The sequence below is a fragment of the Nonomuraea sp. NPDC054003 genome, from assembly GCF_055585125.1.
On sequence record NZ_JBVJKR010000010.1, the window covers coordinates 41,462 to 65,399 of the forward strand.

The following is a 23,938-nucleotide window of genomic DNA, read 5'->3' on the forward strand; positions in this document are numbered from 1 at the left end:
CTGGGCCGTCATACCGGCAGGTACCCTCCACAAGGACCTAGGAGGGGAATTGTCGTGGGACACGTCGAGGTCGCTCACCTGACGTACGTGCTGCCCGACGGGCGGCCGTTGCTCGACGACGTGTCGTTCCGGATCGGCGAGGGCGTCAAGGCCGCGCTGGTGGGGCCCAACGGGGCCGGGAAGACCACGCTCATGCGGTTGATCGCGGGCGATCTGCGGCCGGTCGAGGGAGGCGTGGTGTCCTCAGGCGGGCTGGGCGTGATGCGGCAGTTCATCGGGAGCGTGCGCGACGGCAGCAACGTGCACGACCTGCTGCTGAGCGTGGCGCCGCCCGCCGTGCGGCAGGCCGCCGAGCGGCTCGAACAGGCCGAGCTCGTCATGATGGAGCGCGACGACGAGAAGACGCAGCTCCGCTACGCCCAGGCCATCAGCGACTACACCGACGCGGGCGGGTACGAGATCGAGGTCCTGTGGGACACGTGCACGGTCGCCGCACTGGGCGTTCCGTACGATCGCGTGAAATATCGGGATGTGGCCACGTTGTCCGGCGGCGAGCAGAAACGGCTGGTGCTGGAGGCGCTGCTGCGCGGCCCCGACCAGACCCTGCTGCTCGACGAGCCCGACAACTACCTCGACGTGCCCGGCAAGGAGTGGCTGGAGCAGCAGCTCCGCGAGACGTCCAAGACCGTGCTGCTGGTCAGCCACGACCGGCAGCTCCTGGCCAACGCCGCCGACCGGATCGTCACCGTCGAGTCGGGCAACATCTGGATCCACGGCGGCGGCTTCGGCACGTACGCGGAGGCGCGCAGGGCCAGGAACGCCCGCCTCGACGAGCTGCGGCGGCGCTGGGACGAGGAGCACGCCAAGCTCAAGGCCCTGGTCAACATGCTGAAGAACAAGGCGCGCTACAACGACGGCATGGCCGCCGCCTACCACGCGGCGCAGACGCGGCTGCGCAAGTTCGAGGAGGCGGGGCCGCCCGAGACGCCGCCGGCCGACCAGAACATCAGCATGCGCCTGCGCGGCGGCCGCACCGGCAAGCGCGCGGTCATCTGCGAGGGGCTGGAGCTGACCGGCCTGATGAAGCCGTTCGACCTGGAGGTCTGGTACGGCGAGCGGGTGGCGGTGCTCGGCTCCAACGGCTCGGGCAAGTCCCACTTCCTGCGGCTGCTGGCCGGTGAGCAGGTCCGCCACAGCGGCGCGGCCCGGCTCGGCGCCCGCGTGGTGCCCGGTCACTTCGCCCAGACGCACGCCCGGCCCGACCTGATGGGCCGCACCCCGGTCGAGATCGTGATGTCCGAGCACGCCCGGCTCAAGAACGAGGCGATGAAGGCGCTGGCCCGCTACGAGCTGGCCGGTCTGATCGCCGACCAGCGGTTCGACACGCTGTCAGGCGGCCAGCAGGCCAGGCTGCAGATCCTGCTGCTGGAGCTGTCCGGGTCCACGCTGCTGCTGCTCGACGAGCCGACCGACAACCTCGACCTGGCCAGCGCCGAGGCGTTGCAGGAAGGGCTGGACGCGTTCGACGGCACGGTGGTCGCGGTCACCCACGACCGGTGGTTCGCGGCGGATTTCGATCGCTATTTGGTATTCGGCGCGGATGGCGCGGTTTATGAGGCGCCGGAGCCGGTCTGGGATGAAAAGCGGGTCGTTCGCGCCCGATAGGAAAACAAAGAGCGCGATAGGAAGTCAAAGAGTTGGTACGCCCGGCGCGTGTCAGAGGCCGGACGTGCCCATGAGCGGGTTATCACGGCAAAGTGATCCAGCGTAGCCGAACCGTCAGCCTCCTCGCACTCGGGGCGATCTGCCTCGCCGGATGCTCGTCCGAGGAGCCGACACAGCAGCAGCTCAAACCGCTCACCCTCATGGAACAGGCGTCGAACGTCGTCAAGTCGGGCGACGGGTACGCCGTGACCTGGGCCGCCGTCCTGGCCAACGGCAACCCGTGGCACTTCGGCGAGCACGTCGTGGCCAGTGTCGTCGGCAAGGACGCCGGAGGCCGCGAGGTCTTCAGGATGGACCAGCCGCTGGACGCCGTGCCGCCGGGCGGCTCCCTGACCTTCACCGGCCAGGGCACCGCCACCGCGAAGCCGGCCAAGGTCAGCGTCGACTACCGGCCCGCCCAGTGGCGGCAGGCGGCCCGGGTGCCCTCGGCCTTCCGGCCGTTCCCGGCGTCGCGGGTGCAGACGATGCGCCAGAAGGACGGCTCGTACCTCATCACGGGCTACGTCGCGAACCCGTACCAGTTGCCCGCCAGCAGCCTGGTGGTGAGCGCGCTGCTGCGCGACGGCGCCGGCAAGCTGCTCGGCGGCGGCAGCACGTTCGTGGACGACGTGCAGGCGGGCCGGCCGCCGCGGTTCATCCTGACCGTGGCCGGGCTCCCGCCGGGGACGAAGGTGGGCAGGACCGAGGTGGTCGCCCGTACCTGGGGGTCGACCGCGCGCCCGTACGAGGAACTGGCGATGGGCGGCGTGATGCCGCTGCACACCGTCAAGCCGAAGACCGCGCCGTTCCAGACGGACCGCGGGAGCGAGGTGACGTCGGGCTCGGAGTAAGCAAAAGGGGTTATTCCCGGCGAATCTCGTTACATTTTTCTGGCTTGCCCATGACAAGAGATGTGTATCGCGCGGAATCGGTAGAACTACAAGTTACGACTCCATTACATTCGGTGATATGAATGACCGCGTCCTGGTCGAAGCCCTGCGCGCCGGCGACCCCGGCGCACTCGCCGCGCTCTACGACGCGCATGCCGAGAGCGTCTACCGCTACTGCCGATGCCTTCTCCGCGACGCCGACAGCGCCCAGGTCGCCCTGCGCGACGCGCTGATCGCGGCGGAGGCGCACGCCGGCTTGCTGGCCGACCCCGGCATGCTCCGTCCCTGGCTGTACGCGCTGGCCAGGAGCGAGTGCCGGCGCCGCCGGATCGCCGGGCCGCAGCCCGCCGGCGAAGCGCTCGCCGGCGCGCCGGAGCCGGCCGATCCAGCCGACGCCGACCTGCGGATCATGGCCTGGAACGCGGTCCAGAGCCTGCCCGCCGCCGACCGCGAGGTGCTGGAGCTGGACACCCGCCACGGGCTGTCCGCCGCCGGGCTCGCCGCCGTGCTGTGCATCCCCGCGCGCCGGCTCGACGCCGTCCGCGAGCAGGCCCGCGACCGGCTGCGCGACGCGGTCACCGCCGAGATCCTCGCCATGAAGGGCCCGTACGACTGCCCGCGCCGGGCCCGCATCCTCACCGGGTTCGCCGGTGAGCTGACACCCGACATGCGCGAGCACCTGGTGCGCCACCTCGCCCGGTGCGAGACCTGCGCGCCGCACCGCAGCCGGCAAGTGTCGGCGGCGAAGGTGTTCGAGCTGCTGCCGCAGGTCACGCTCCCGGAGTCGCTCAGGGTGCGGGTGCTGAGCTGCTTCGTCGACCCGGAGCTGTTCCTCTACCGCCGCTACGTCGCCAGGCGCTCGCAGGCGCTGGACGGCGCCGGGTTTCCCCTGCCCGGCGACCGGAAGCCGCGCGTATGGCCTCGGGCGGTGGCGTGCACGGTGGCGGCGGTCACGACCCTGGTGGCGATAGCGGGCATCTTCGAGTACTTCGGGAAGGAGGTCGGCGGCCTGCCCGGCGTCGCCACCGCGGCGTTCCCGCCGGAAGGCAAGCCGCCCGTCCTCCCGTGGCGGCGGGCCGAGGCGAACGCCACCGCCGGACCGGAGCTCGGCCGCACCGCCGGCCTGCCGCTGGACGTCGCCCGCGTCACCCCGCGGGCCCGGCTGATCTCGCCGGCCACGGAGACCACCCGCCTGCTCCCCACCATCGGCGGCCTGCCGACCACGTGGCCCGACGTCGAGCCCACGTGGAGCACCCACGACCCCGTGCCGTCGCCGCCGCCGGGCGAACCCACGCAGGGGCCCGGCGACCCCGGCTCCCACCCGCCCACGCCCGGCCCGACGGCGCAGCCGACCCAGCCCACGGTGCGGCCGACGGTGCGGCCCACTGTGCGGCCGACCGTGCGCCCCACCGTGCGGCCGACCAGGCCGACCGTGCACCCCACCCGGCACACGCCGGCTCCGTCGCCCACCGAGGACCCGGTGCCCACGCCGGTGCCGCAGCCGACCCCGACCGTGTCCCCCGCCCCGCCGCCCACCACCCCGGCGTCCTGACCCTGAGCAAGGGGTGTACGTGGGTCAACGGTAGGGAAGTGTGTGCATAGAGTGACAGCGGGGGGATTCTATGCACGTCCGAGCCGGGATCCTGCTCGCCTGTCTGGCCGTCACCCTCAGCCCGCCGGCACGCGCCGAGCCGGCTCCCCCGTCCCGTGACATCGCCAGGGCGCGGCAGGACGTACGGGCACGAACGCAGGAGCTGGCCAGGGCCGGCGTCGCGCTGGCCGAGGCGCAGGCGCGCCTGGAGGAGCTGGCCGCCGAGGCCGGACGCCGGGTGGAGGCCTACAACGGCGAGCTGGTCCGGCTGCGGCGGGCCCAGGAGGCGCACGACCAGGCGCTGGCCAGGCTCGCGTCGGCGGACGCCGAGGTGGAGCGCGCCCGGCAGCCCGTGGCGGCGCTGGCCGCGCAGGCGTACGGCGGGATGTGGCGGTCCCACGCGTTCCCCGTCATGGACGGCGGAGACCACGACGGCTACCTGCACCGCGTCGGCACGCTGCGGCAGCTCGGCGGCGAGCGGGCCGCGGTGCTCTCCCGGATGCGCGACGCCCAGACGGTGGCCGCGATCCTGCGCACCCAGGCGGCCCGCGCGCACGCCGCCCGGCAGGCCGCGGCCGACGCCGCCGCGCAGGCCAAGGCCGATGCCCAGAAGGCCGTGGCCAGGCAGAGACGCGAGACCAGGACGCTGACGGCCGAGCGCGACACGCTGCAGCGGCGGGTGGACGCCGCCCGCGACCGGGCCGACCTGCTGGCCAGGATGCGGGCCGGCCGGTTCCGGATCCCGCTGAGCCGCGGGTCCGGGCTCGGTGACCGGGCCGCCAACTGGGCGCTCACCCAGCTCGGCAAGCCCTACCTGTGGGCCGCCGCCGGCCCGGGGAGCTACGACTGCTCAGGTCTGACCATGCGGGCGTGGGAACGGGCCGGCGTGCGGCTCGACCACTGGACCGGAACCCAGTGGACGTCGGGCCCGCACGTGCCGCTGCACCTCCTGCGCCGGGGCGACCTGCTGTTCTTCGGCCACGACAGGAACGACCCGCGCACCATCCACCACGTGGGCATGTATGTCGGGCGCGGGCTGATGGTGCACGCGCCGCAGACCGGCGACGTCGTACGCGTCGCCCCGATCTGGAGGCGGGACCTGGTGGGCGCCACCAGACCCCTCCAGAGAGTGGGATGAATCAGTGGCCGCCGTCCTTGGCGCGCTGGAAGGAGCGCTCGATCTCGGCCTCGGCCTCCATGCGGCCCACCCAGTTGGCGCCCTCGACCGACTTGCCGGGCTCCAGGTCCTTGTAGACCTCGAAGAAGTGCTGGATCTCCAGCCGGTCGAACTCCGCCACGTGGTGGATGTCCTGGATGTGCGCCATGCGCGGGTCGGTCGACGGGACGCAGAGGACCTTGTCGTCGCCGCCCTTCTCGTCGGTCATGCGGAACATGCCCACCGCCCGGCAGGTGATGTAGCAGCCAGGGAACGTCGGCTCCTGCAGCAGCACCAGCGCGTCGAGGGGGTCGCCGTCCTCACCGAGGGTGTTCTCGATGAAGCCGTAGTCGGCGGGGTACTGCGTGGAGGTGAACAACAGCCGGTCCAGTCTGATCTTGCCGGTTTCGTGGTCCACTTCATACTTGTTCCGTTGCCCCTTGGGAATCTCAACGACAACGTCGAACTCCACCGCGGTTCCTCCGCTCGCGCCCCCCGGGATCCCCGGCTGGGCGTTAATGTCTCGTAGGCGAACACCAGGATGAGAGGTCAGGGCGACGTGGCACGGCACGAGCGGTGGGTGATGCTGACCACACTCGTCCTGCTGCAGGTCGTGACCATCGTCACCGGCGTCTACGCGGTTGACAACGACCTCACCCTGAGCGCCCTGACGAGGCAGCCGCCACCGGCAGAGCCGACCGCGCCTCCCGAAGTCCCCGTGGTCACCGCGGGGCCGGTGCTGGCCGGCCTGGCGGCGAGGCCAGGAGACGGACCTCTCCCGACCAAGGGTACTTTGACCCGCAGGCTCACGGATGCGCTGGGTGACCGAGCGCTGGGTGACCGGGTCGGCGCGGTCGTCGTCGACGCCTCCACGGGCGAGCGTGTCTTCGCCGCCAACCCCGACGCCGGCATCGTCCCCGCCTCCACCACCAAGGTCGTCACCAGCGTCGCGGCGCTCGCCTCGCTCGGCCCCGACACCCGCCTGGCCACCCGCGTCGTGCAGGGCGGCGCCCCCGGCGCGATCGTCCTGGTCGGCGGCGGCGACCCGCTGCTCGCCGGTCCCCGGGCCAAGCCGGGCGGCTTCACCGACCAGGCGTCGATGACCACGCTCGCCGCCCGTACCGCCGCCGCGCTCAAGCAGCGGGGAGTCGCCAAGGTCACGCTCTCGTACGACGCCTCGCTCTTCACCGGCCCGGACGTCGGGCCGGGCTGGAAGCCCGGCTACATCCCCGACGGGCACGTCGCGCGGGTGCACGCGCTGGCGATCGACGAAGGGCGGCAGAACCCCGGCCAGAACAGCCCGCGCGTCGCCGACCCCTCCCGCCACGCCGCCGACGCCTTCGCGGGGCTGCTGAAGAAGAAGGGGATCACCGTCGCCAAGACGGTCGAACCCGCCCGCGCCCCGGCCGGCGCCGCCGAGCTGGCCAAGGTCGAGTCGGCCCCGGTCTACGCCCTCGTCGAGCACGCGCTCACCTACAGTGACAACGACCTGTCGGAGGCGCTGGCGCGGCACGTGGCGATCAAGGAGGGCCAGCCGGGGTCGTTCGCGGGCGTCGCCAAGGCCGTCCCCCAGGTGCTCCAGCGGGTCGGCGCCGGCGGCGGCATCCAGGTGTACGACGGGAGCGGCCTGTCGACCCGCAACCGCATCAGCGCCGGCGCCATGGCCGGCCTCATCGCCCTCGCCGTCTCGCCCGACCGGCCCGGCCTGCACGCGGTCGCCTCCGGCATGCCCATCGCCGGGTTCACCGGCACGCTCGGCAACGGCCGCCGCTTCACCGGGGCCGACAGCAAGGGGCAGGTCGGGCTGGTGCGCGCCAAGACGGGCACCCTCAACAACGTCAGCACGCTGGCGGGGCTCACCACCAGCAAGGACGGCCGGGTCCTCGCCTTCGCCTTCATGGCAGACAAGGTCCCGGTCTACGCCGAACCGGTCCTCGACCGGCTGGCGGCGATCGTGGCGCGTGCCTGATTGCGATCCGCCAGGATCGCGGTTGTGTTTATTTGCGATCCTTCGGATCGCGGCGCTGTGTTTATTGGCGATCCTTCGGATCGCGGGCTCGTCGCTCAGATCCGGTGCCTTCCCTCGTCGCTCGGTCGCTGTGCTTATGGCGATCCTGCGGATCGCAGCTCGTCGCTCAGACCCGGCGTCTTCCCTCGTCGCTCGGTCGCTGTGCTTATGGCGATCCTGCGGATCGCGGCTCGTCGCTCAGACCCGGCGTCTTCCCTTGTCGCTCGGTCGCTTCGCTCCCTCCCTCCTCAGTCCAGACACCGGCGCTCCTCGCGGGGCTCCCTCCCTCCTCAGTCCAGGCACCGGCGCTCCTCGCAAAACCTTGGATGTTCTTCCTGCGGATACCGGGACCGCTCCGATGTCGGGACCGCTGCGATGTCGGGACAGCTCCGATGCCGGGACTGCTCCTTGGTCGGGATACCCGGAGGGTTCAGGGCTTTTCGTGGGCTCCCTGCTTCTTCAGTCCAGGCAACTGGGGCTTCTTCGTGGGCTCTCTTCCCCCTCCGTGCAGGTGACGGGGGTTCTCGTGGGTTCCCTGCCTCCTCAGGGCAGGCACCTGGGGTTCTTTCCTTGGTTGGGGGGAGCTGGGTTCGGGGCTTCTTCGCGGGGTTGGGCGGAAGCACGTACGGTGGTGGGTATGCAGGTGATCGACTGGGATCTGGCCGTCTCGACCGGCACGCGTCTGGTGCGCCCCGGTCCTCAAGTAACCCGCGAGGAGGCCAGGCAGGCCGTCGCCGAGCTCCGTACGCTGTCGCGCGAGGCCGAAGGGCACGTGCGCGAGTTCACCAAGATCGATGCTGAGACCGCGCCGCAGGCGGCGACCGTCGTCGACCGGCCCGGTTGGATCAGGGCCAACGTCGAGGGCTTCCGCGTGGTGCTGGAGCCGCTCACCCAGCGGATGACCAGCGGCGCCAACCGGCCGCCCGCGATCGTCAGCGCCGTGGGCTCCCGGATCACCGGCGTCGAGGTCGGCGCCGTGCTCGCCTTCCTGGCGACGCGGGTGCTCGGCCAGTACGAGCTGTTCCTCCCGCCCGACCCGACCGGCCGCGAGGCCACCGGCCGGCTCACGCTCGTCGCGCCCAACATCGTGCACGCCGAGCGCGAGATGAACGTCAACCCGCACGACTTCCGGCTCTGGGTGTGCCTGCACGAGGAGACCCACCGGGTGCAGTTCACCGGGGTGTCCTGGCTGCGCGAGTACGTGCGCTCGCAGATGACCGAGTTCCTGCTGGCCTCCGACCTCGACCTGCCGACGCTCGTCGAGCGCCTGCGCAACGCGGCCGACACCATCCAGGACGTGGTCAGGGGCGGCGAGGGCAACCTCATCGACGTCATCCAGTCGCCGCAGCAGAAGGAGATCCTCGACCGGCTCACCGCCGTCATGACGCTCGTGGAGGGCCATGGCGACTACGTGATGGACGCGGTGGGGCCCTCGGTGGTGCCGTCGGTGGCCGACATCCGGGCCAAGTTCGCCCAGCGCCGCGAGGGCGGCTCCAAGCTCGACAAGACGATCCGCCGCCTGCTGGGCATCGACCTGAAGATGAAGCAGTACGCCGAGGGTTCCGCCTTCGTCCGCCGGGTGGTGGAGAAGGCCGGCATGGACGGCTTCAACCGCGTCTGGACCTCGCCCAACACGCTGCCGACCCCGGCGGAGATCTCCGACCCGGACGCCTGGGTGCGCCGCGTGATCGGCACCCCGGCCCTCCCCGGCTGACCCCCGTCCAACGCTCGCCCCGGCCGTCCGGGGCGAGCACCACTGAACCCGGCCATTGTCCACGGACGCTCGCCCACGTGGCTGGACGCCGTACACCCCTCACCTCTGTGGACGCCGGACGGGGCTCGTCGCCGTGGCTGGACAATGGTGGTGTGGGACCGCACCCTGCTGTAGCTGATGTCCGCCGGGCTGTGCGTGAGGCGTTGGCCGGGCTGGACGGAGGGTCCACGGTGCTGGCCGCGTGCAGCGGGGGCGCCGACTCGCTCGCGCTGGCCGCCGCGCTCGGGTTCGTCGCGCCGCGCGCCGGGCTGCGCGCAGGGCTGGTCACGGTGGACCACCAGTTGCAGGAAGGCTCGGACGTACGGGCGAGGCGGGTCGCGGAGCTGGCCGGAGAGCTGGGGCTGGAGTCCGGCGAGGTGCTGACCGTCACGGTGGGCACGGCCGGAGGGCCGGAGGCCGCGGCGCGGGAGGCCAGATATCAGGCGCTCGGCGAGGCCGCGGAGCGGGCCGGCGCCGCCGCCGTGCTGCTCGGCCACACCCGCGACGACCAGGCCGAGACCGTGCTGCTCGGGCTGGCCAGGGGGAGCGGCCCACGGTCGCTGGCCGGGATGGCGCCGCGGAGCGGGCTCTACCGCCGTCCCCTGCTCGACCTCCCGCGCCGCGTCACCGTCGCCGCCTGCGCGGCGCTCGGCCTGAGCCCGTGGGACGACCCGCACAACGACGACCCCCGCTACACCCGGGTCCGGGTGCGCTCGCGGGTCCTTCCCGTACTGGAGAAGGAGCTCGGGCCCGGGGTGGCCGAGGCGCTCGCGCGGACGGCCGGGCTCGCCAGGGACGACGCCGACGCGCTCGACGAGTGGGCTGACACGGTGTATCACGATTGCGCTCTAAGCGATATTTCGGGAAGGCTCACGCTCTCCGTCGAGGCGCTGGAGCGGGTTCCCGCGGCCGTGCGGCGGCGGGTGCTGCGTCGCGCCGCCATCGCCGCCGGGGCGCCGTCCGGGGCGCTCTCGGCGACCCACGTGCACGCCGTGGAACGCCTCGTCACGTCCTGGCGCGGGCAGAAGGCCGTGGACCTACCCGGGCGAGTGTCGGCCGTCCGGCGGTATGGCACCCTGATACTCGCCATCAGCCCCATCCCGTAAGGAACCACAGGTGGACGCAGCCGACATGGGCGAGGACCTCGAGAAGGTCCTCATCGCCGAGGACGAGCTCCAGGGCAAGATCAGGGAGCTGGCCGGTCGGATCGACGAAGACTACGCGGGCAAGGAGCTGCTCCTCGTGGGCGTGCTCAAGGGCGCCGTCATGGTGATGGCCGACCTGGCCAGGGCCCTGCACGTGCCGGTGCAGATGGACTGGATGGCGGTGTCGTCCTACGGCGCCGGCACTAGGTCGTCCGGTGTCGTGCGGGTGCTCAAGGACCTCGACACCGACATCATGAACCGCCACGTGCTGATCGTGGAGGACATCATCGACTCCGGCCTGACCCTCCACTGGCTGCTGGAGAACCTCAAGTCGCGCAACCCGGCCTCGCTGGAGATCTGCGCCGCGCTGCGCAAGCCCGACGCCGTCAAGGTGCCCATCGATGTCAAGTACGTCGGCTTCGACATCCCCAACGAGTTCGTCATCGGCTACGGGCTCGACTACGCCGAGCGTTACCGCAACCTCCCCTTCATCGGCACCCTCGCCCCTCACGTCTACACCTAGAGATCGCTTGGATGGCCGTGAACCGCCGGGAACACAGCGGGCCGTGACGTACGTTGGTAGGGCAAGGCCGGTTGTAGCGGGCGGTCCCTCCGCGCGCTTGTCCGGTGTACCTTCTGACGACGGGAGGGTGACCGAGCGTCCCCTCCGGGTAGTCAGAAGTCGCGGCGTCGGGATGCCGCGGCCCCGGGTCCTGCCCGGGGTTCCAGGCCATGGTCAGGGAAGGGACGGGCCCGCCAGGGGTTCCGCATCGGATGGATCTCAAGCGATTTACACGTGGGCCACTGCTGTGGATCCTGGGCATCGTCGTGCTGCTCCTGCTCGTCACCCAATTGTGGAGCGGCGGGGGCAACTTCAAGCAGGCCGACACGTCCACGGTCCTCGAGCAGATTCGCACCGGCAACGTCAGCAACGCGAAGATCATTGACAAGGACCAGCGGATCGAGCTGACGCTCAAGAACGGCATCACGGTCAGGCCCGGCGACCAGCCCACCAAGATGATCCAGTCCGACTGGGTCACCGGCTACGGCGCCAAGCTGACCGACGACCTGCAGGCGCAGGTGCAGGCCGGCAAGACCGACAGCTTCACCACCGAGGTGCCGCAGGAGAACATCCTGCTCAGCATCCTGGTGAGCTTCCTGCCGATCGTCATCATCGTGCTGCTCTTCCTGTTCATCATGAACCAGATGCAGGGCGGCGGCAGCCGGGTGATGAACTTCGGCAAGTCCAAGGCCAAGCTGATCACCAAAGACACTCCCAAGACCACCTTCGCCGACGTCGCGGGCGCCGACGAGGCCATCGAGGAACTCCACGAGATCAAGGACTTCCTCCAGGCCCCGGCCAAGTTCCAGGCGATCGGCGCGAAGATCCCCAAGGGCGTCCTGCTCTACGGCCCGCCCGGCACCGGCAAGACCCTGCTCGCCCGCGCGGTCGCGGGTGAGGCGGGCGTGCCGTTCTACTCGATCTCCGGTTCCGACTTCGTCGAGATGTTCGTCGGCGTCGGCGCCTCCCGGGTGCGCGACCTGTTCGAGCAGGCCAAGGCCAACGCCCCGGCGATCATCTTCATCGACGAGATCGACGCCGTCGGCCGCCACCGCGGCGCCGGCCTGGGCGGCGGTCACGACGAGCGCGAGCAGACGCTCAACCAGCTGCTCGTCGAGATGGACGGCTTCGACGTCAAGGGCGGCGTGATCCTCATCGCCGCGACCAACCGGCCCGACATCCTCGACCCGGCCCTGCTGCGTCCCGGCCGCTTCGACCGTCAGGTCACCGTCGACCGTCCCGACCTGGAGGGCCGCAAGGGCATCCTCAAGGTCCACGGCCGCGGCAAGCCGTTCGCGCCCGACGTCGACCTCGACGTCATCGCGCGCCGGACCCCCGGGTTCACCGGCGCCGACCTGGCCAACGTGATCAACGAGGCCGCGCTGCTCACCGCGCGCGCCGACGAGAAGCTGATCACGATGGACATGCTGGAGGAGTCGATCGACCGGGTCATGGCCGGGCCCGAGCGCAAGACCCGCGTCATGTCCGACAAGGAAAAGAAGATGATCGCCTACCACGAGGGCGGTCACGCGCTGGTGGCGCACGCGCTGCCGAACTCCGACCCGGTCCACAAGATCACGATTTTGTCCCGGGGCCGGGCGCTGGGCTACACGATGACGCTGCCGATGGAAGACAAGTTCCTGGCCACCCGGTCGGAGATGATGGACCAGCTCGCGATGCTGCTGGGCGGCCGCGCGGCGGAGGAGCTCGTCTTCCACGAGCCCACCACCGGCGCCTCCAACGACATCGAGAAGGCCACCGCCGTCGCCCGCCGCATGGTGACCGAGTACGGCATGAGCGAGGCCCTGGGCGCCCGCAAGTTCGGCAGCGGCCAGGCCGAGGTGTTCCTCGGCCGTGAGATGGGCCACGAGCGCGACTACTCCGAGAAGATCGCCTCCACGATCGACGAAGAGGTCCGCCGGATGATCGAGACGGCTCATGACCAGGCGTGGGACATTCTGGTCGAGTACCGCGACGTGCTCGACAACCTGGTGCTCGAACTCATGGAGAAGGAGACCCTCTCCCGCGACATGGTGCTGGAGATCTTCTCTCCGGTGGTCGTCAAAGAGCACCGTCCGTCCTACGCGGGCTACGGCAAGCGGCTCCCGTCCGACCGGCCGCCCATCCTGACCCCCAAGGAGCAGTACGGCAACGGCTCGCTCGGACAGGGCCATCAGGGCGCACTGCCTTCCGGAGACACTGCGTGAAAGCGCACGAAGTAGATTTCGGACGGATTGAGAAGGCCGTCCGCGAGATCCTCTACGCCATCGGCGAGGATCCCGACCGCGACGGCCTTCTCGAGACGCCCGCCCGGGTGGCCCGCGCCTACGCGGAGCAGTTCTCGGGCCTCGGGCTGACCCCCGAGGACGTGCTCAACAAGGTCTTCGACGTCGACCACGACGAGATGATCCTGGTCAAGGACATCGAGGTCTACTCGACCTGCGAGCACCACCTCGTCCCGTTCTACGGCCTGGCGCACGTCGGCTACATCCCCAACGAGCACGGCCAGGTGACCGGCCTGTCCAAACTGGCCAGGCTGGTCGACGTCTACGCGCGCCGGCCGCAGGTGCAGGAGCGGATGACCTCGCAGATCGCCGACGGCATCATGCGGGTGCTGGAGCCGCGCGGCGTGATCGTGGTGGTCGAGGCCGAACACCTGTGCATGACGATGCGTGGTGTACGCAAGCCCGGCGCGAAGACGGTCACCTCGGCCGTCCGCGGCGATTTCCGTACCAGTGACAAGACGCGCGCCGAGGCGATGGCGCTGATCCTGGGGCGCTGACGGCTGGCGGCGCCGCGTGAGATCCGCGCGCGTTCCAAGCGCGAAGGGATCGTTATCCACAACGGGGCACCCGCGATATCGCCGGGTATGAGCGAGCGCCTAGGCTTGGGCACATGACGAGAGTGCCGGGGCTTGACGACGCCGACCGGTGCCTGGTCATGGGCGTGGTCAACGTGACCCCTGACTCGTTCTCCGACGGCGGCCTGTGGTTCGACGAGGCGGCGGCCATCCGCCACGGGTTCGAGCTGGTCGCCCAGGGCGCCGACATCGTCGACGTGGGTGGCGAGTCCACCCGGCCGGGCGCCTCCAGGGTATCGCTCGACGAGGAGCTCGCCCGGGTGGTGCCCGTGATCGGCGCGCTGGCCGCGGAGGGCGTCCAGGTCAGCGTCGACACGATGCGGGCCGAGGTGGCCAAGGCCGCGGTCGAGGCCGGGGCGGTCCTGGTCAACGACGTGAGCGGCGGCCTGGCCGACCCGCAGATGCCGCGCGTGGTGGCCGCCGCCGGTGTGCCCTACGTGGTGATGCACTGGCGCGGCCACAGCGAAGACATGCAGAGCCGCGCGGTCTACGAGGACGTCGTGACCGAGGTCTGCGAGGAGCTGGCCAAACGGGTGGAGCTGGTGCTCGCCGAGGGGGTCTCCCGCGAGCAGATCGTGCTCGACCCCGGGCTCGGCTTCGCCAAGAACGCCACCCACAACTGGGCGCTGCTGGCGGCGATCCCGCGCCTGACCGAGCTGGGCTACCCGCTGCTGATCGGGGCGTCCCGCAAGAGGTTCCTGGGGCGGTTGCTCGCCGACGCCGACGGCACGCCGCGCCCGTTCGACCGCAACGACGACGCCACGCTGGCGGTGACGGCGCTCGCCGCCCGTGACGGCGCCTGGTGCGTCCGGGTGCACACCGTAGGTCCGAATGCCGATGCCGTGCGCGTGGCAGCAGCATGGAAGAGAGCCGGAGCTGACACATGAGCGTCGACACCGCCGCGATCGAGACCATCAACCAGGAGTTCTATACCGCGATAGAAGACGCCGACCTCGATCGGATGACCGAGATCTGGGCCGAGGACGGCGTCGACGGCAAGGTCAGCTGCGTCCACCCGGGCTGGACCCTCCTGGCGGGCCGGTCGGAGGTGCTGCGGTCGTGGGCGTTGATCATGGCCAACACGACCTACATCCAGTTCGTGCTCACCGACGTCAACACCACCGTGCTCCGCGACGACGTGGCGGTGCTGACCTGCGTGGAGAACATCCTCACGGCGGGCGAGGAGGGCGAGTCCAGCTTCGCGGCCGGCAAGGTGGTGGCCAGCAACGTCTACATCCGCACCCCTCAGGGCTGGCGGCTGTGGATGCACCACGGGTCGCCGGTGCTGCAGAGCGACGACGACGAGGAGGAGGAAGGCGAGCTTGAGCACTGACCGGATCGCGCTGAAGGGCCTGCGGGCCCGCGGGAGACACGGCGTGCTGGCGGCCGAGCGGGAGCTCGGCCAGGAGTTCGTCGTGGACGTCACGCTCTTCCTCGACACCGCGCCCGCGGCCGCGGGCGACGACCTGGCCCTGACCGTCGACTACGGTGAGCTGGCGCAGGCGCTGGTGAAGGTGGTCGAGGGCGAGCCGGTCGCGCTGATCGAGACGCTCGCCCAGCGGCTGGCGGAGGTCTGCCTGGATAGGGAGCTCGTCGAGTCCGTGGAGGTGAGCGTGCACAAACCCGCCGCGCCGATCCCCCTGCCGTTCGGCGACGTGGTGGTGACGATCCAACGGAGGCGCCGATGAAGACCGTGCTAGCGCTCGGGAGCAACCTGGGCAGACGTTTCCAGACGCTGCAGGGCGCCGTGGACGCGCTGTTCGACGCGCCGGGTCTGGAGTTCGTGGCGGCCTCGCCGGTCTACGAGACCGATCCGGTGGGCGGCCCAGGGGGCCAGCGGCCCTACCTGAACGCGGTGGTGGTGGCGGAGACGACTCTCGAACCGCACACCCTGCTGGAGCGGGCGCAGAGCACCGAAGACGCCTTCGGCCGCGTCCGCCAGGAGCGGTGGGGGCCGCGCACGCTCGACATCGACCTGATCGTGGTGGGCGACATCGTCAGCGACGACCCGGAGCTGACGCTGCCGCACCCCATGGCGCACGAGCGGGCGTTCGTGCTGCTGCCGTGGGCGCAGGCCGACCCCGACGCGGAGCTGCCGGGCAAGGGCCGGGTCGCCGACCTGCTGGCGGGCCTCGACCAGCGGGGCGCGCGACTCCGTGAGGACCTGAAGCTGCAGAGGCCCGATTGAGACCGACCCGTCCCGGCCTGCTGGCCGTCGTCTTCGTCGTCGTCGCGCTGCTGACATGGCTGACCGTCCAGCAGTTCTACTCCCAAATGCCGCTGGTGCCGTGGACCGCGATCCCGACGGTGCTGCTGCTGGCCATCGGCGAGGCCTACGCCGGGTGGATGACCCGGGCCAGGATCGCCCGCCGGCCCGGCACCAAACCGGTGGAGCCGCTCGCGGTGGCCCGGCTGGTCGCGCTGGCCAAGGCGTCCGCATACGGCGGGGCGGGGTTCGCGGGCCTGTTCGGCGGCTTCGTCCTGCACACGGCGACGGAGCTGGAGAAGGTGACGCCGCGGAGCGAGTTCTTCGTGTCCGGCGGCTCGCTGCTGGCCTGCGTGGTCCTCGTCTGCGCCGCCCTCTTCCTCGAGCACGCCTGCCGCATCCCCGAGGACCACGAGGGTGACCGGCCCGAGTAGGAGCCGGTCACTTGTCGATGTCGCCCACTACGAAGAACATCGAGCCGAGGATGGCCACCATGTCAGAGACCAGGTGGCCGGGCAGCATCTCGCGCAGCACCTGGATGTTGCCGTAGGAGGCGGAGCGGAGCTTGAGCCGCCACGGGGTCTTGTCGCCCTTGGAGACCAGGTAGTAGCCGTTGATGCCGAGAGGGTTCTCCGTCCAGGCGTAGGTGTGGCCCTCCGGCACCTTGAGCACCTTGGGCAGCCGCTGGTTGATCGGCCCCCGCGGCAGTGAGCGGAGCCGGTCGACGCACGCGTCGGCGAGGTCGAGCGAGACCTTGACTTGCTCCAGCAGCACCTCGAAGCGTGCGTGGCAGTCGCCGGCGGTGCGGGTGACGACCCTGACGGGCAGCTCGGGGTAGGCGAGGTAGGGCTGGTCGCGGCGCAGGTCGACGTCGACGCCGGAGGCCCTGGCGATGGGGCCGCTGACCCCGTACTGCATGATCTGCTCGCGGGTGAGCACGCCGACGCCTCTGGTGCGGGCGAGGAAGATCTCGTTGTTGAGTATGAGGTTCTCGATGTCGGGGATCTTCGCGCGGACCTCGGCGACGGTCTGTGAGACCCGGTCGAGCCACCCGTACGGGAGATCCTCCTTCAGGCCGCCGACGCGGTTGAACATGTAGTGCATCCGCCCGCCGGAGATCTCCTCCATGACGGCCTGGATGCGCTCGCGCTCGTCGAAGGCGTAGAAGATGGGCGTCATGGCGCCCATCTCCAGGGGGTAGGAGCCGAGGAACATCAGGTGGTTGAGCACCCGGTTGAGCTCGGCCAGCAGCGTGCGGGCCCACACGGCGCGGACGGGCGGCTCCATGCCGAGCATGCGTTCGGCGGCGAGCACCACGCCGAGCTCGTTGGCGAACGCCGACAGCCAGTCGTGGCGGTTGGCCAGCATGATGATCTGCCGGTAGTCGCGCACCTCGAACAGCTTCTCCGCGCCCCGGTGCATGTAGCCGACGATCGGCTCGGCGGTGGCGATGCGTTCGCCGTCGAGCGTCAGGCGGAGGCGGAGCACGCCGTGCGTCGAGGGGTGCTGGGGGCCGATGTTGAGGATCATGTCCTCGGTGGCCAGTTCCTTCGCCCCTGCGCCGATTCCCACCACGCGTTCCGTCATACGGCCCATGCTCTCACCGGATACCAGGTCAAGGAACGGGTGTGCCGGGGTCCGTCGTCCGAGGTCAAGGTACGGCAAGCACGCGCATCACCAGGCCATGGCGGGGGAGGATTGTCTGGAACGGGGGAACAAGACGATGAAGAGGGTCATCTTTGATGTGGCTGCCCTGATCGCCAGGGTGGTGATCGGCGTCATCTTCGTGGCGCACGGGCTGCAGAAATGGACAGCGGGTCTGGGGGCCATCAGCGCCGGGTTCACCGAGATGGGCGTGCCGCTGCCTCAGGCGTCGGCCGCCTTCGCGACGATCGTCGAGGTGGTCTGCGGGGTGCTGCTGATCCTGGGGCTGGCGGTCCGGATCTCGGCGGCGCTGCTGCTGATCGACATGATCGGGGCGCTGGTCTTCGTGCACGCGGCCGGCGGGGTGTTCGTCACGGAGGGCGGCTGGGAGCTGGTGGCGGCCCTGGGCGTGGCCTGCCTGCTGCTGATCGCGCTGGGCGGTGGGCGCGTCGGCCTCGACGGGATCATCCACGCGGTGCACAGGCGTCGCTCCCGGCGGGCCGCCGCGACCGAGCCCGCCTACGAGCCGGTGCCGGGCGGGCTCGACAACGCGCCCACCCGGCCCACGGTGATGGAGGAACCGCAGCGCGACGTGCCCCCGCAGGGGAGCGGCGCGAGCGGCTTGGACGACCGCGACATGCGTGACGTCGACCGCCTGCTCGGCGACGAGCCGACCCGGCCCAACCCACGCAAGCCGTAGGAGTTACGGTCGCTGAGCGGGCCGCTCAGCGACCGGCCAGGTCGCGCAGCGCGGCGAGAAGACGGTCGACATGCTCTTCGGTCGTGCCGATGCCGATCGAGGCGCGCACGGCCGAGGCGGTGCCGTCCGCGCAGCCGCCGTCCTGCGTGCCGAGCAGGTGCCGGACGAACGGGTGGGCGCAGAACTTGCCGTCCCGCACCCCGATCCCGTGCTCGGCCGACAGCGTCTCGGCGACCTCGCGCGCCGGGTGGCCGTCGACGGTGAAGGACACGATGCCGACGCGCGGGTGGCCGGGCCCCCACAGCGAGAGTTCCCGTACCCCGTCGATGGCGGCGAGGCCGGCACGCAGCCGCGCGAGCAGCCGCTCCTCCTCGCGGACGAGCGGGGTCCAGCCGGTGGCGGTGAGCGCGTCGCAGGCGGCGGCCAGCGCGATGGCGCCCAGCACGTTCGGGGTGCCCGCCTCGTGCCGCGGCTCGGGGTCGTCGTGCCAGTCGGCCCCGTCCTCGCCGACGGCGCGCACCGCGCCGCCGCCCTTCAGGTACGGGTCGCCGGCGGCCAGCCAGTCACCGCGGCCGACCAGCGCCCCCGCCCCGAACGGCGCGTACAGCTTGTGCCCGGAGAAGGCCACGTAGTCCAGGTCGAGCGCGGTCAGGTTGAGCGGCCGGTGGGGGACGAGCTGGGCGGCGTCCACCAGGATGCGCGCGCCGTGCCGGTGCGCGATGTGGGCCAGCGCGGCGACGGGCCAGAGCTCGCCGGTGACGTTCGAGGCGGCCGTCACGACCAGGAGCTTGGGGCCGTCGATCCCGGCCAGGGTGTCGTCGGCGGCGCGCACGGCCTCGCCGGGGAAGGCCGGCGGCGCCAGCCGGACCACCCGCTGCCACGGCAGCAGTGAGGCGTGGTGCTCGGTGTCGAAGACGACCACGGTGGTGCCTTCTGGCAGGCAGCGGGCGAGCAGGTTGGTGGCGTCGGTGGTGTTGCGGGTGAAGACCACCGCGTCGTCCGTGCGGGCGCCGACGAAGGCCCGTACGGTGTGGCGGGCCTGCTCGTAGCGGGCGGTGGTGAGCTGGGAGGCGTACCCGGCGCCGCGGTGCACGCTGGAGTAGGCCGGGAGCGCGGCGGCGACGGCGGCGCTGACCTGCTCCAGACAGGGGGCGCTGGCGGCGTAGTCGAGGTTGGCGTACCCGGCGAGCCTGCCGCCCTTGACCGGGACCCGCAGGTCGGCGCCGAGCACGGCGGGGATCGCGCGCGTCGGACAGGGCTCCGGGTGCTTCTCGGGAGCGGTGCGGGCGGCGTCGAAGATCGTCAAAGTGGACACGGCATGCCTCCTCGGGCGTCATCGGACCCCAGGAGCAGCCACGGAGCCCGCGCTTGCCCGCCACCCTTCGTGGCGGACCAGGTCTTCACCCGGGGCACCCCGCCGCGGACGCGAGGGTTGCCGGCCAGCGAGCCGGGGCTTGGCGCTGGCACTCATGACCTACGTGCCGGACTATAACCGATGATTCATCCGGATCGCGAACTTCTCCGGAGTTCTGCTCGTTGGGCGGTGGTACGTTCCCCCACCGAAAGTAGGCGGCGATGCTTGACTGGGTGTCCAACCCGGAGATCTGGATAGGGTTCCTCACCCTGGTGACCCTGGAGATCGTCCTGGGCATCGACAACATCATCTTCATCTCCATCCTGGCAGGGAAGCTGCCCCCCGAGCAGCGCGACCGGGCGCGGGTGCTGGGCCTGGCCGCGGCGCTGGTGATGCGGCTGCTCCTGCTGCTGGCGCTGTCGTGGGTGGTCCGGCTCACCGCGCCGCTGTTCGAGGTGCTCGGTCATGAGATATCGGGACGAGATCTCATCCTGCTGCTGGGCGGGCTGTTCCTGCTGGCCAAGAGCGTCACCGAGATCAGCCACACGATGGACGGGCCCAGCAAGGACGGCAAGTCGGCGGCCGTCGTCTCGTTCACGTCGGTCATCGTGCAGATCATGCTGCTCGACATCGTGTTCTCGCTCGACTCGGTGATCACCGCCGTGGGCATGGTCAATGAGCTCGGCGTGATGATCGCGGCCGTGGTCGTGGCGGTTGCGGTGATGCTGTTCGCCTCCGGGCCGATCAGCCGGTTCGTCGACGCGCATCCGAGCATCAAGATGCTGGCGCTGGCGTTCCTGGTGCTGATCGGGGTGATGCTCGTGGCCGAGGGTCTCGACCAGCACATCCCGAAGGGCTACATCTACTTCGCGATGGCGTTCTCGGTCGTCGTCGAGCTGCTCAACATCCGGGTGCGGAGCAGGAAGAACAAGCAGGTGGAGGAAGCTCCTACTATGCAATAGTGCGCTTTGATCCCTGGAATCCGGATTTCGTGGCCCATCCCTACGACGTCTACGCCGAGCTGAGGCGGGAGGCCCCGGTCAGCTACTTCGAACCCGCCGACCAGTGGCTGATCGCCCGCCACGCGGATGTGGACGAGCTGCTGCGTGACCGCAGGCTCGGCCGTTCCTATCTGCACGTGGCCACGGACGAGGAGTTCGGCAGGCCACCGGAGCCGGAGTTCCAGGAGCCGTTCTGGCGGGTGGTCCGCGCCGGCATGCTCGACGTCGAGCCGCCGGTGCACACCCGGCTGCGCCGCCTGGTGTCCAAGGCGTTCACCCCGCGCATGGTCGAGTCGCTGCGGCCGCGCGTGCGGGCCATCGCCGAGGGGCTCGTGGACGCGTACGTGGAGAAGGGCGGCGGAGATCTGATCGCGGAGGTCGCCGAGCCGCTGCCGGTGACGGTCATCGCGGAGATGCTGGGCATCCCCGAGCGGGACCGTCACCTGCTGCGGCCCTGGTCCTCGGACATCTGCCTGATGTACGAGCTCAACCCGAGTGAGGAGATGCAGCACACCGCGGTCAGGGCGGCGGACGAGTTCGCCGAGTACCTGAGAGGGCTGGCCCGCGAGCGGGCGGGGAAGCCGGGCGACGACCTGATCAGCGCGCTGGCGGGGATCCCCGAGCTGACCGAGGACGAGCTGATCGGCACCTGCGTGCTGCTGCTCAACGCCGGTCACGAGGCCACCGTGAACGCCACCGGCAACGGCTGGTGGGCGCTGTTCAGGAACCCGGACGAGCTGGCCCGGCTCCGCGCGGACCGCTCGCTGCTGCCCACGGCGATCGAGGAGGTGCTGCGCTGGGACACCCCGGCGCAGATGTTCGAGCGCTGGGTCCTGGAGGACATCGAGGTCGGCGGCGTGCGGATCCCGCGCGGGGCCGAGGTGGCGCTGCTGTTCGGCTCGGCCAACCGCGACCCCGAGGTGTTCGACGACCCCGACCGGTTCGACGCGGGCCGCAAGGACAACCCGCACATCTCGTTCGGCCTGGGCATCCACTACTGCCTGGGCGCGCCGCTGGCCAGGATCGAGATGGTCGAGTCGTTCGGCGCGCTGCTCGACCGGGCGCCGGCGCTGGAGCTCGTCAGAGAGCCGGAGTGGAAGCCGGGCTACATCATCCGAGGGCTGCAGGGCCTGGAGCTGAGCACGCGCTGACGCCGGGTCACCGGCGCTGGCAGAGCCAGCCGAACCCGCCCAGGCCCGCCGGATCGATCAGCTCGGCCTCCTCGGAGGCCCGGGCGAGCGCCCGGAGATAGCCCGGAGGGTCGGTGCGGGCCAGGTCGAGGGAGGGGCGGGCGCCGGTGACGCCCAGCTCGCGCAGCGCGGCACGCTGTGTGGACAAGGCTGTGGATATCGCGCCCGCCCGCCGCCCGGCCTCGGCGCACGCGTCGAGCGCGACGTGCGCGGTGATGTCGCAGGTCCCGTCGGGGATCGGGGATACGACCGCGCCGTCGCGATATCCGGTGAGCGTGCCGCAGCGCGGCCGGTTATCCACAGGGTGTGCATAATCGACGGCGACGGCCCGCCCCTGGTCGAGCCGCGCCAGGACCGCCGCCCAGGCCGCGTCGCGGGTGCGGCCGATCTCGGCTCTCGTGCCGACGCACGACAGCGGCCACCACCGTTTCAGCCACTCCAGATCGGCCGCCGGCGGCTCGCCGCCCAGCCGCTCCTCGCCGGTCTCGGTGTCGACCAGGACCAGCCGCGGCCCGTCTGCGGTCTGCTCGGCGACGTCCAGCGGGACGTTGTCGAGCCACTCGTTCGCGATCACCAGGCCGCGCACGCCGGACGGGATCCGGGCGGACCACCCGATCTCCTCGGGAAGATCGTCCGGCCGGGGGGACAGGTCGACGGCCGTGACCCGCAGCCTGGCCCGCAGCCCGCGGCCGGCCATGGCGAGCACGTGGCGGACCAGCACGCCTTCGCCCGCGCCGACGTCGACGAGGTCGATCCCGGCGGGGGCGCCGAGCTCGGCGTCGACCTCGCGCAGCAGGGTCAGCACCGCCTCGGCGAACGCCGGTGACGCGACGACCGAGGTGCGGAAGTGGCCGGACGGGCGTTCGCGAAGGTAGAAGCCGCCCTCGCCGTACAGCGCGCGCTGAGTGGCGGCGCGCCAGGTGAGCCACATGTCTGGACTATCTCACGATGGACACGGGGCCCGGACCGGATCCGGGCCCCGCCATGACCGCCAGTCGGCGTGGCGGCCATGCGCACCGCCCAAGAGGCCCCTGACACAGTGCGGGCGTCGGGTCTCGTTGGACTCGGCGCCCGCTCCCAGCGGTGAACCCCTCTCCTCATCTCATCCGACAGGGGGTGCACCGGTTCACCTGCCCTTGTCCCTTTTGTCGGTAACGCAACATGCAGCAAAACCCCGGTCATCTCTTCTTGCCGGTGCGCCGGTTACCCTGGTCGGCAGTGCCATCAGGTCGACCGGGGGTGTACGTCATGGAGGCAGCCGATCGCCCGGCCCGCCTGGCCGTCGGCGTGCTGGGAGCGGGCAAGGTCGGCTCCGCGCTCGGCTCCGCGCTGGCGCAGGCCGGCCATCGCGTCGTCGCCGCGAGCGGCGTCTCCGACGCCTCCCAGCGTTGGGCCGCGGCCAGGCTCGGGGTCGAGCCGGTGCGGCCCGACCAGGTGGTGGCGGCGGCCCAGCTCATCCTGCTCACCGTGCCCGACGACGCGCTGCCAGACCTCGTGGGCGGCCTGGCCGCCACCGGCGCCGACCTGCACGGCAAGATCCTCGTCCACTGCAGCGGCGCGTACGGCCTGTCCGTGCTCGACCCGGCCGCCCGCAAGGGCGCGCTGCCGCTGGCGCTGCACCCGGTGATGACCTTCACCGGCCGCGACGACGACCTCAACCGCATCACCGGCTGCTCCTTCGGCGTCACCGCCCCCGAGCCGCTGCGGCCGATCGCCGAGGCCCTGGTCATCGAGATGGGCGGGGAGCCGGTGTGGATCGCCGACGCCGACCGCCCGCTCTACCACGCGGCCCTGGCCAACGCCTCCAACCACATGGTGACGCTCATCGCCGAGTCGGAGGAACTGCTCGGCCGCATCGGCGTCGACCACCCGGGCCGGATGCTCGGGCCGCTGCTCGGCGCCGCGCTCGACAACGTGCTCAGGCTCGGCCTGTCGGCCCTGACCGGGCCGGTCGTGCGCGGCGACGCCGGCACCGTGCGCAAGCACGTCGACGCGCTGATCCTGGCCGCCCCCGAGGCGGCCGACGCCTACGTGGCGCTGGCCAGGCTCACGGCCGACCGGGCGCTGGCGGCCGGGCTGCTGAAACCGGAGGAGGCGGAGCGGCTCCTCGACGCGCTGGGTGGCAACATATGGACCTGACCGTGACCCACGGGCATGGATCCGTTCTCGGAGGC

General features: G+C 71.1%; 23 protein-coding genes and 1 riboswitch. Of the genes, 19 read left to right on the top strand and 4 right to left on the bottom strand.

All coding sequences use genetic code 11. The features are described from left to right. Positions 1-54 precede the first annotated feature (54 nt). The 4 genes from ACZ6YG_RS25865 to ACZ6YG_RS25880 all read left to right on the top strand — a co-directional run bounded on the left by ACZ6YG_RS25865 (position 55) and on the right by ACZ6YG_RS25880 (position 5,323). Positions 55-1,665, top strand: coding sequence for an ABC-F family ATP-binding cassette domain-containing protein (locus tag ACZ6YG_RS25865; protein ID WP_397196203.1), 1,611 nt, complete (start codon positions 55-57; stop codon positions 1,663-1,665). Between the two features lie 92 nt (positions 1,666-1,757). Next, positions 1,758-2,555: a hypothetical protein gene (locus ACZ6YG_RS25870; RefSeq protein WP_148035636.1), complete on the top strand. Its 798-nt coding sequence runs from the start codon at positions 1,758-1,760 to the stop codon at positions 2,553-2,555. Between the two features lie 118 nt (positions 2,556-2,673). Next, a complete protein-coding gene (locus ACZ6YG_RS25875) occupies positions 2,674-4,146 on the top strand; it encodes a hypothetical protein (protein ID WP_466019421.1) in 1,473 nt (490 codons plus the stop codon). Between the two features lie 70 nt (positions 4,147-4,216). Beyond that, positions 4,217-5,323 (top strand): C40 family peptidase, encoded by a 1,107-nt coding sequence (locus ACZ6YG_RS25880; protein ID WP_466019422.1) that lies wholly within the window; start codon positions 4,217-4,219, stop codon positions 5,321-5,323. 1 nt (position 5,324) lies between these two features. On the opposite strand, the gene ACZ6YG_RS25885 is transcribed toward ACZ6YG_RS25880, so the two are convergent. Beyond that, positions 5,325-5,813: an inorganic diphosphatase gene (locus ACZ6YG_RS25885; protein WP_148035633.1), complete on the bottom strand. Its 489-nt coding sequence runs from the start codon at positions 5,811-5,813 to the stop codon at positions 5,325-5,327. An 87-nt stretch (positions 5,814-5,900) separates the two neighbouring features. On the opposite strand from ACZ6YG_RS25885, the gene dacB reads away from it, so the two are divergent. The 11 genes from dacB (at position 5,901) to ACZ6YG_RS25940 (ending at position 16,309) form a co-directional block, all read left to right on the top strand. After that, complete coding sequence (dacB, locus tag ACZ6YG_RS25890) at positions 5,901-7,310, top strand: D-alanyl-D-alanine carboxypeptidase/D-alanyl-D-alanine endopeptidase (protein ID WP_466019423.1); 1,410 nt, start codon at positions 5,901-5,903, stop codon at positions 7,308-7,310. 676 nt (positions 7,311-7,986) lie between these two features. Next, entirely contained in the window at positions 7,987-9,063 is a 1,077-nt protein-coding gene (locus ACZ6YG_RS25895; RefSeq protein ID WP_187281524.1) for a zinc-dependent metalloprotease, read from the top strand. 152 nt (positions 9,064-9,215) lie between these two features. Beyond that, positions 9,216-10,208 carry a tRNA lysidine(34) synthetase TilS gene (gene tilS, locus ACZ6YG_RS25900; protein ID WP_466019424.1) on the top strand — a complete coding sequence of 331 codons (993 nt, stop codon included), beginning with the start codon at positions 9,216-9,218 and terminating at the stop codon, positions 10,206-10,208. Positions 10,209-10,218: 10 nt separating this feature from the next. Beyond that, complete coding sequence (hpt, locus tag ACZ6YG_RS25905; protein ID WP_271275951.1) at positions 10,219-10,770, top strand: hypoxanthine phosphoribosyltransferase; 552 nt, start codon at positions 10,219-10,221, stop codon at positions 10,768-10,770. A gap of 251 nt (positions 10,771-11,021) precedes the next feature. Continuing rightward, complete coding sequence (gene ftsH, locus ACZ6YG_RS25910; protein WP_148035630.1) at positions 11,022-13,016, top strand: ATP-dependent zinc metalloprotease FtsH; 1,995 nt, start codon at positions 11,022-11,024, stop codon at positions 13,014-13,016. Next, on the top strand, positions 13,013-13,591 hold the full coding sequence (folE, locus tag ACZ6YG_RS25915; protein ID WP_148035629.1) for a GTP cyclohydrolase I FolE: 579 nt from the start codon (positions 13,013-13,015) through the stop codon (positions 13,589-13,591). The genes ftsH and folE overlap by 4 nt, the downstream gene beginning before the upstream one ends. A 113-nt stretch (positions 13,592-13,704) precedes the next feature. Continuing rightward, entirely contained in the window at positions 13,705-14,556 is an 852-nt protein-coding gene (gene folP / locus ACZ6YG_RS25920) for a dihydropteroate synthase (protein ID WP_364229129.1), read from the top strand. Further along, on the top strand, positions 14,553-15,002 hold the full coding sequence (locus tag ACZ6YG_RS25925; protein ID WP_148035627.1) for a nuclear transport factor 2 family protein: 450 nt from the start codon (positions 14,553-14,555) through the stop codon (positions 15,000-15,002). The genes folP and ACZ6YG_RS25925 overlap by 4 nt, the downstream gene beginning before the upstream one ends. Continuing rightward, positions 14,992-15,357 carry a dihydroneopterin aldolase gene (gene folB, locus ACZ6YG_RS25930; protein ID WP_148035626.1) on the top strand — a complete coding sequence of 122 codons (366 nt, stop codon included), beginning with the start codon at positions 14,992-14,994 and terminating at the stop codon, positions 15,355-15,357. The genes ACZ6YG_RS25925 and folB overlap by 11 nt, the downstream gene beginning before the upstream one ends. After that, positions 15,354-15,857 carry a 2-amino-4-hydroxy-6-hydroxymethyldihydropteridine diphosphokinase gene (gene folK, locus ACZ6YG_RS25935; protein ID WP_148035625.1) on the top strand — a complete coding sequence of 168 codons (504 nt, stop codon included), beginning with the start codon at positions 15,354-15,356 and terminating at the stop codon, positions 15,855-15,857. Before folB ends, folK begins: the two co-directional genes overlap by 4 nt. Continuing rightward, positions 15,854-16,309 carry a DUF3180 domain-containing protein gene (locus ACZ6YG_RS25940; RefSeq protein WP_364229135.1) on the top strand — a complete coding sequence of 152 codons (456 nt, stop codon included), beginning with the start codon at positions 15,854-15,856 and terminating at the stop codon, positions 16,307-16,309. The genes folK and ACZ6YG_RS25940 overlap by 4 nt, the downstream gene beginning before the upstream one ends. A gap of 7 nt (positions 16,310-16,316) precedes the next feature. Here the strand turns inward: ACZ6YG_RS25940 and ACZ6YG_RS25945 are convergent, their stop codons facing one another. Beyond that, positions 16,317-17,462, bottom strand: a complete 1,146-nt coding sequence (locus ACZ6YG_RS25945) for an NADH-quinone oxidoreductase subunit D (RefSeq protein WP_364229137.1) — start codon at positions 17,460-17,462, stop codon at positions 16,317-16,319. A gap of 136 nt (positions 17,463-17,598) precedes the next feature. On the opposite strand from ACZ6YG_RS25945, the gene ACZ6YG_RS25950 reads away from it, so the two are divergent. Then, positions 17,599-18,219 carry a DoxX family protein gene (locus ACZ6YG_RS25950; protein ID WP_466019425.1) on the top strand — a complete coding sequence of 207 codons (621 nt, stop codon included), beginning with the start codon at positions 17,599-17,601 and terminating at the stop codon, positions 18,217-18,219. A gap of 25 nt (positions 18,220-18,244) precedes the next feature. Here the strand turns inward: ACZ6YG_RS25950 and ACZ6YG_RS25955 are convergent, their stop codons facing one another. Beyond that, complete coding sequence (locus tag ACZ6YG_RS25955) at positions 18,245-19,534, bottom strand: aminotransferase class V-fold PLP-dependent enzyme (protein ID WP_466019426.1); 1,290 nt, start codon at positions 19,532-19,534, stop codon at positions 18,245-18,247. Between the two features lie 44 nt (positions 19,535-19,578). Then, a riboswitch (SAM riboswitch) is annotated at positions 19,579-19,694 on the bottom strand. Positions 19,695-19,794: 100 nt separating this feature from the next. Here ACZ6YG_RS25955 and ACZ6YG_RS25960 point away from each other — a divergent pair. Beyond that, the gene (locus ACZ6YG_RS25960) at positions 19,795-20,535 is read left to right on the top strand and encodes a TerC family protein (RefSeq protein ID WP_466019427.1); all 741 of its coding nucleotides are present in this window, start codon (positions 19,795-19,797) and stop codon (positions 20,533-20,535) included. Beyond that, positions 20,535-21,725 carry a cytochrome P450 gene (locus ACZ6YG_RS25965; protein ID WP_364229141.1) on the top strand — a complete coding sequence of 397 codons (1,191 nt, stop codon included), beginning with the start codon at positions 20,535-20,537 and terminating at the stop codon, positions 21,723-21,725. The genes ACZ6YG_RS25960 and ACZ6YG_RS25965 overlap by 1 nt, the downstream gene beginning before the upstream one ends. Before the next feature lie 7 nt (positions 21,726-21,732). Here the strand turns inward: ACZ6YG_RS25965 and ACZ6YG_RS25970 are convergent, their stop codons facing one another. Then, positions 21,733-22,695 (bottom strand): SAM-dependent methyltransferase, encoded by a 963-nt coding sequence (locus ACZ6YG_RS25970; RefSeq protein ID WP_466019428.1) that lies wholly within the window; start codon positions 22,693-22,695, stop codon positions 21,733-21,735. Between the two features lie 317 nt (positions 22,696-23,012). Between ACZ6YG_RS25970 and ACZ6YG_RS25975 the strand changes: the two genes are divergently transcribed. Next, the gene (locus ACZ6YG_RS25975) at positions 23,013-23,903 is read left to right on the top strand and encodes a Rossmann-like and DUF2520 domain-containing protein (RefSeq protein WP_148035617.1); all 891 of its coding nucleotides are present in this window, start codon (positions 23,013-23,015) and stop codon (positions 23,901-23,903) included. The last annotated feature ends 35 nt before the right edge of the window (positions 23,904-23,938 follow it).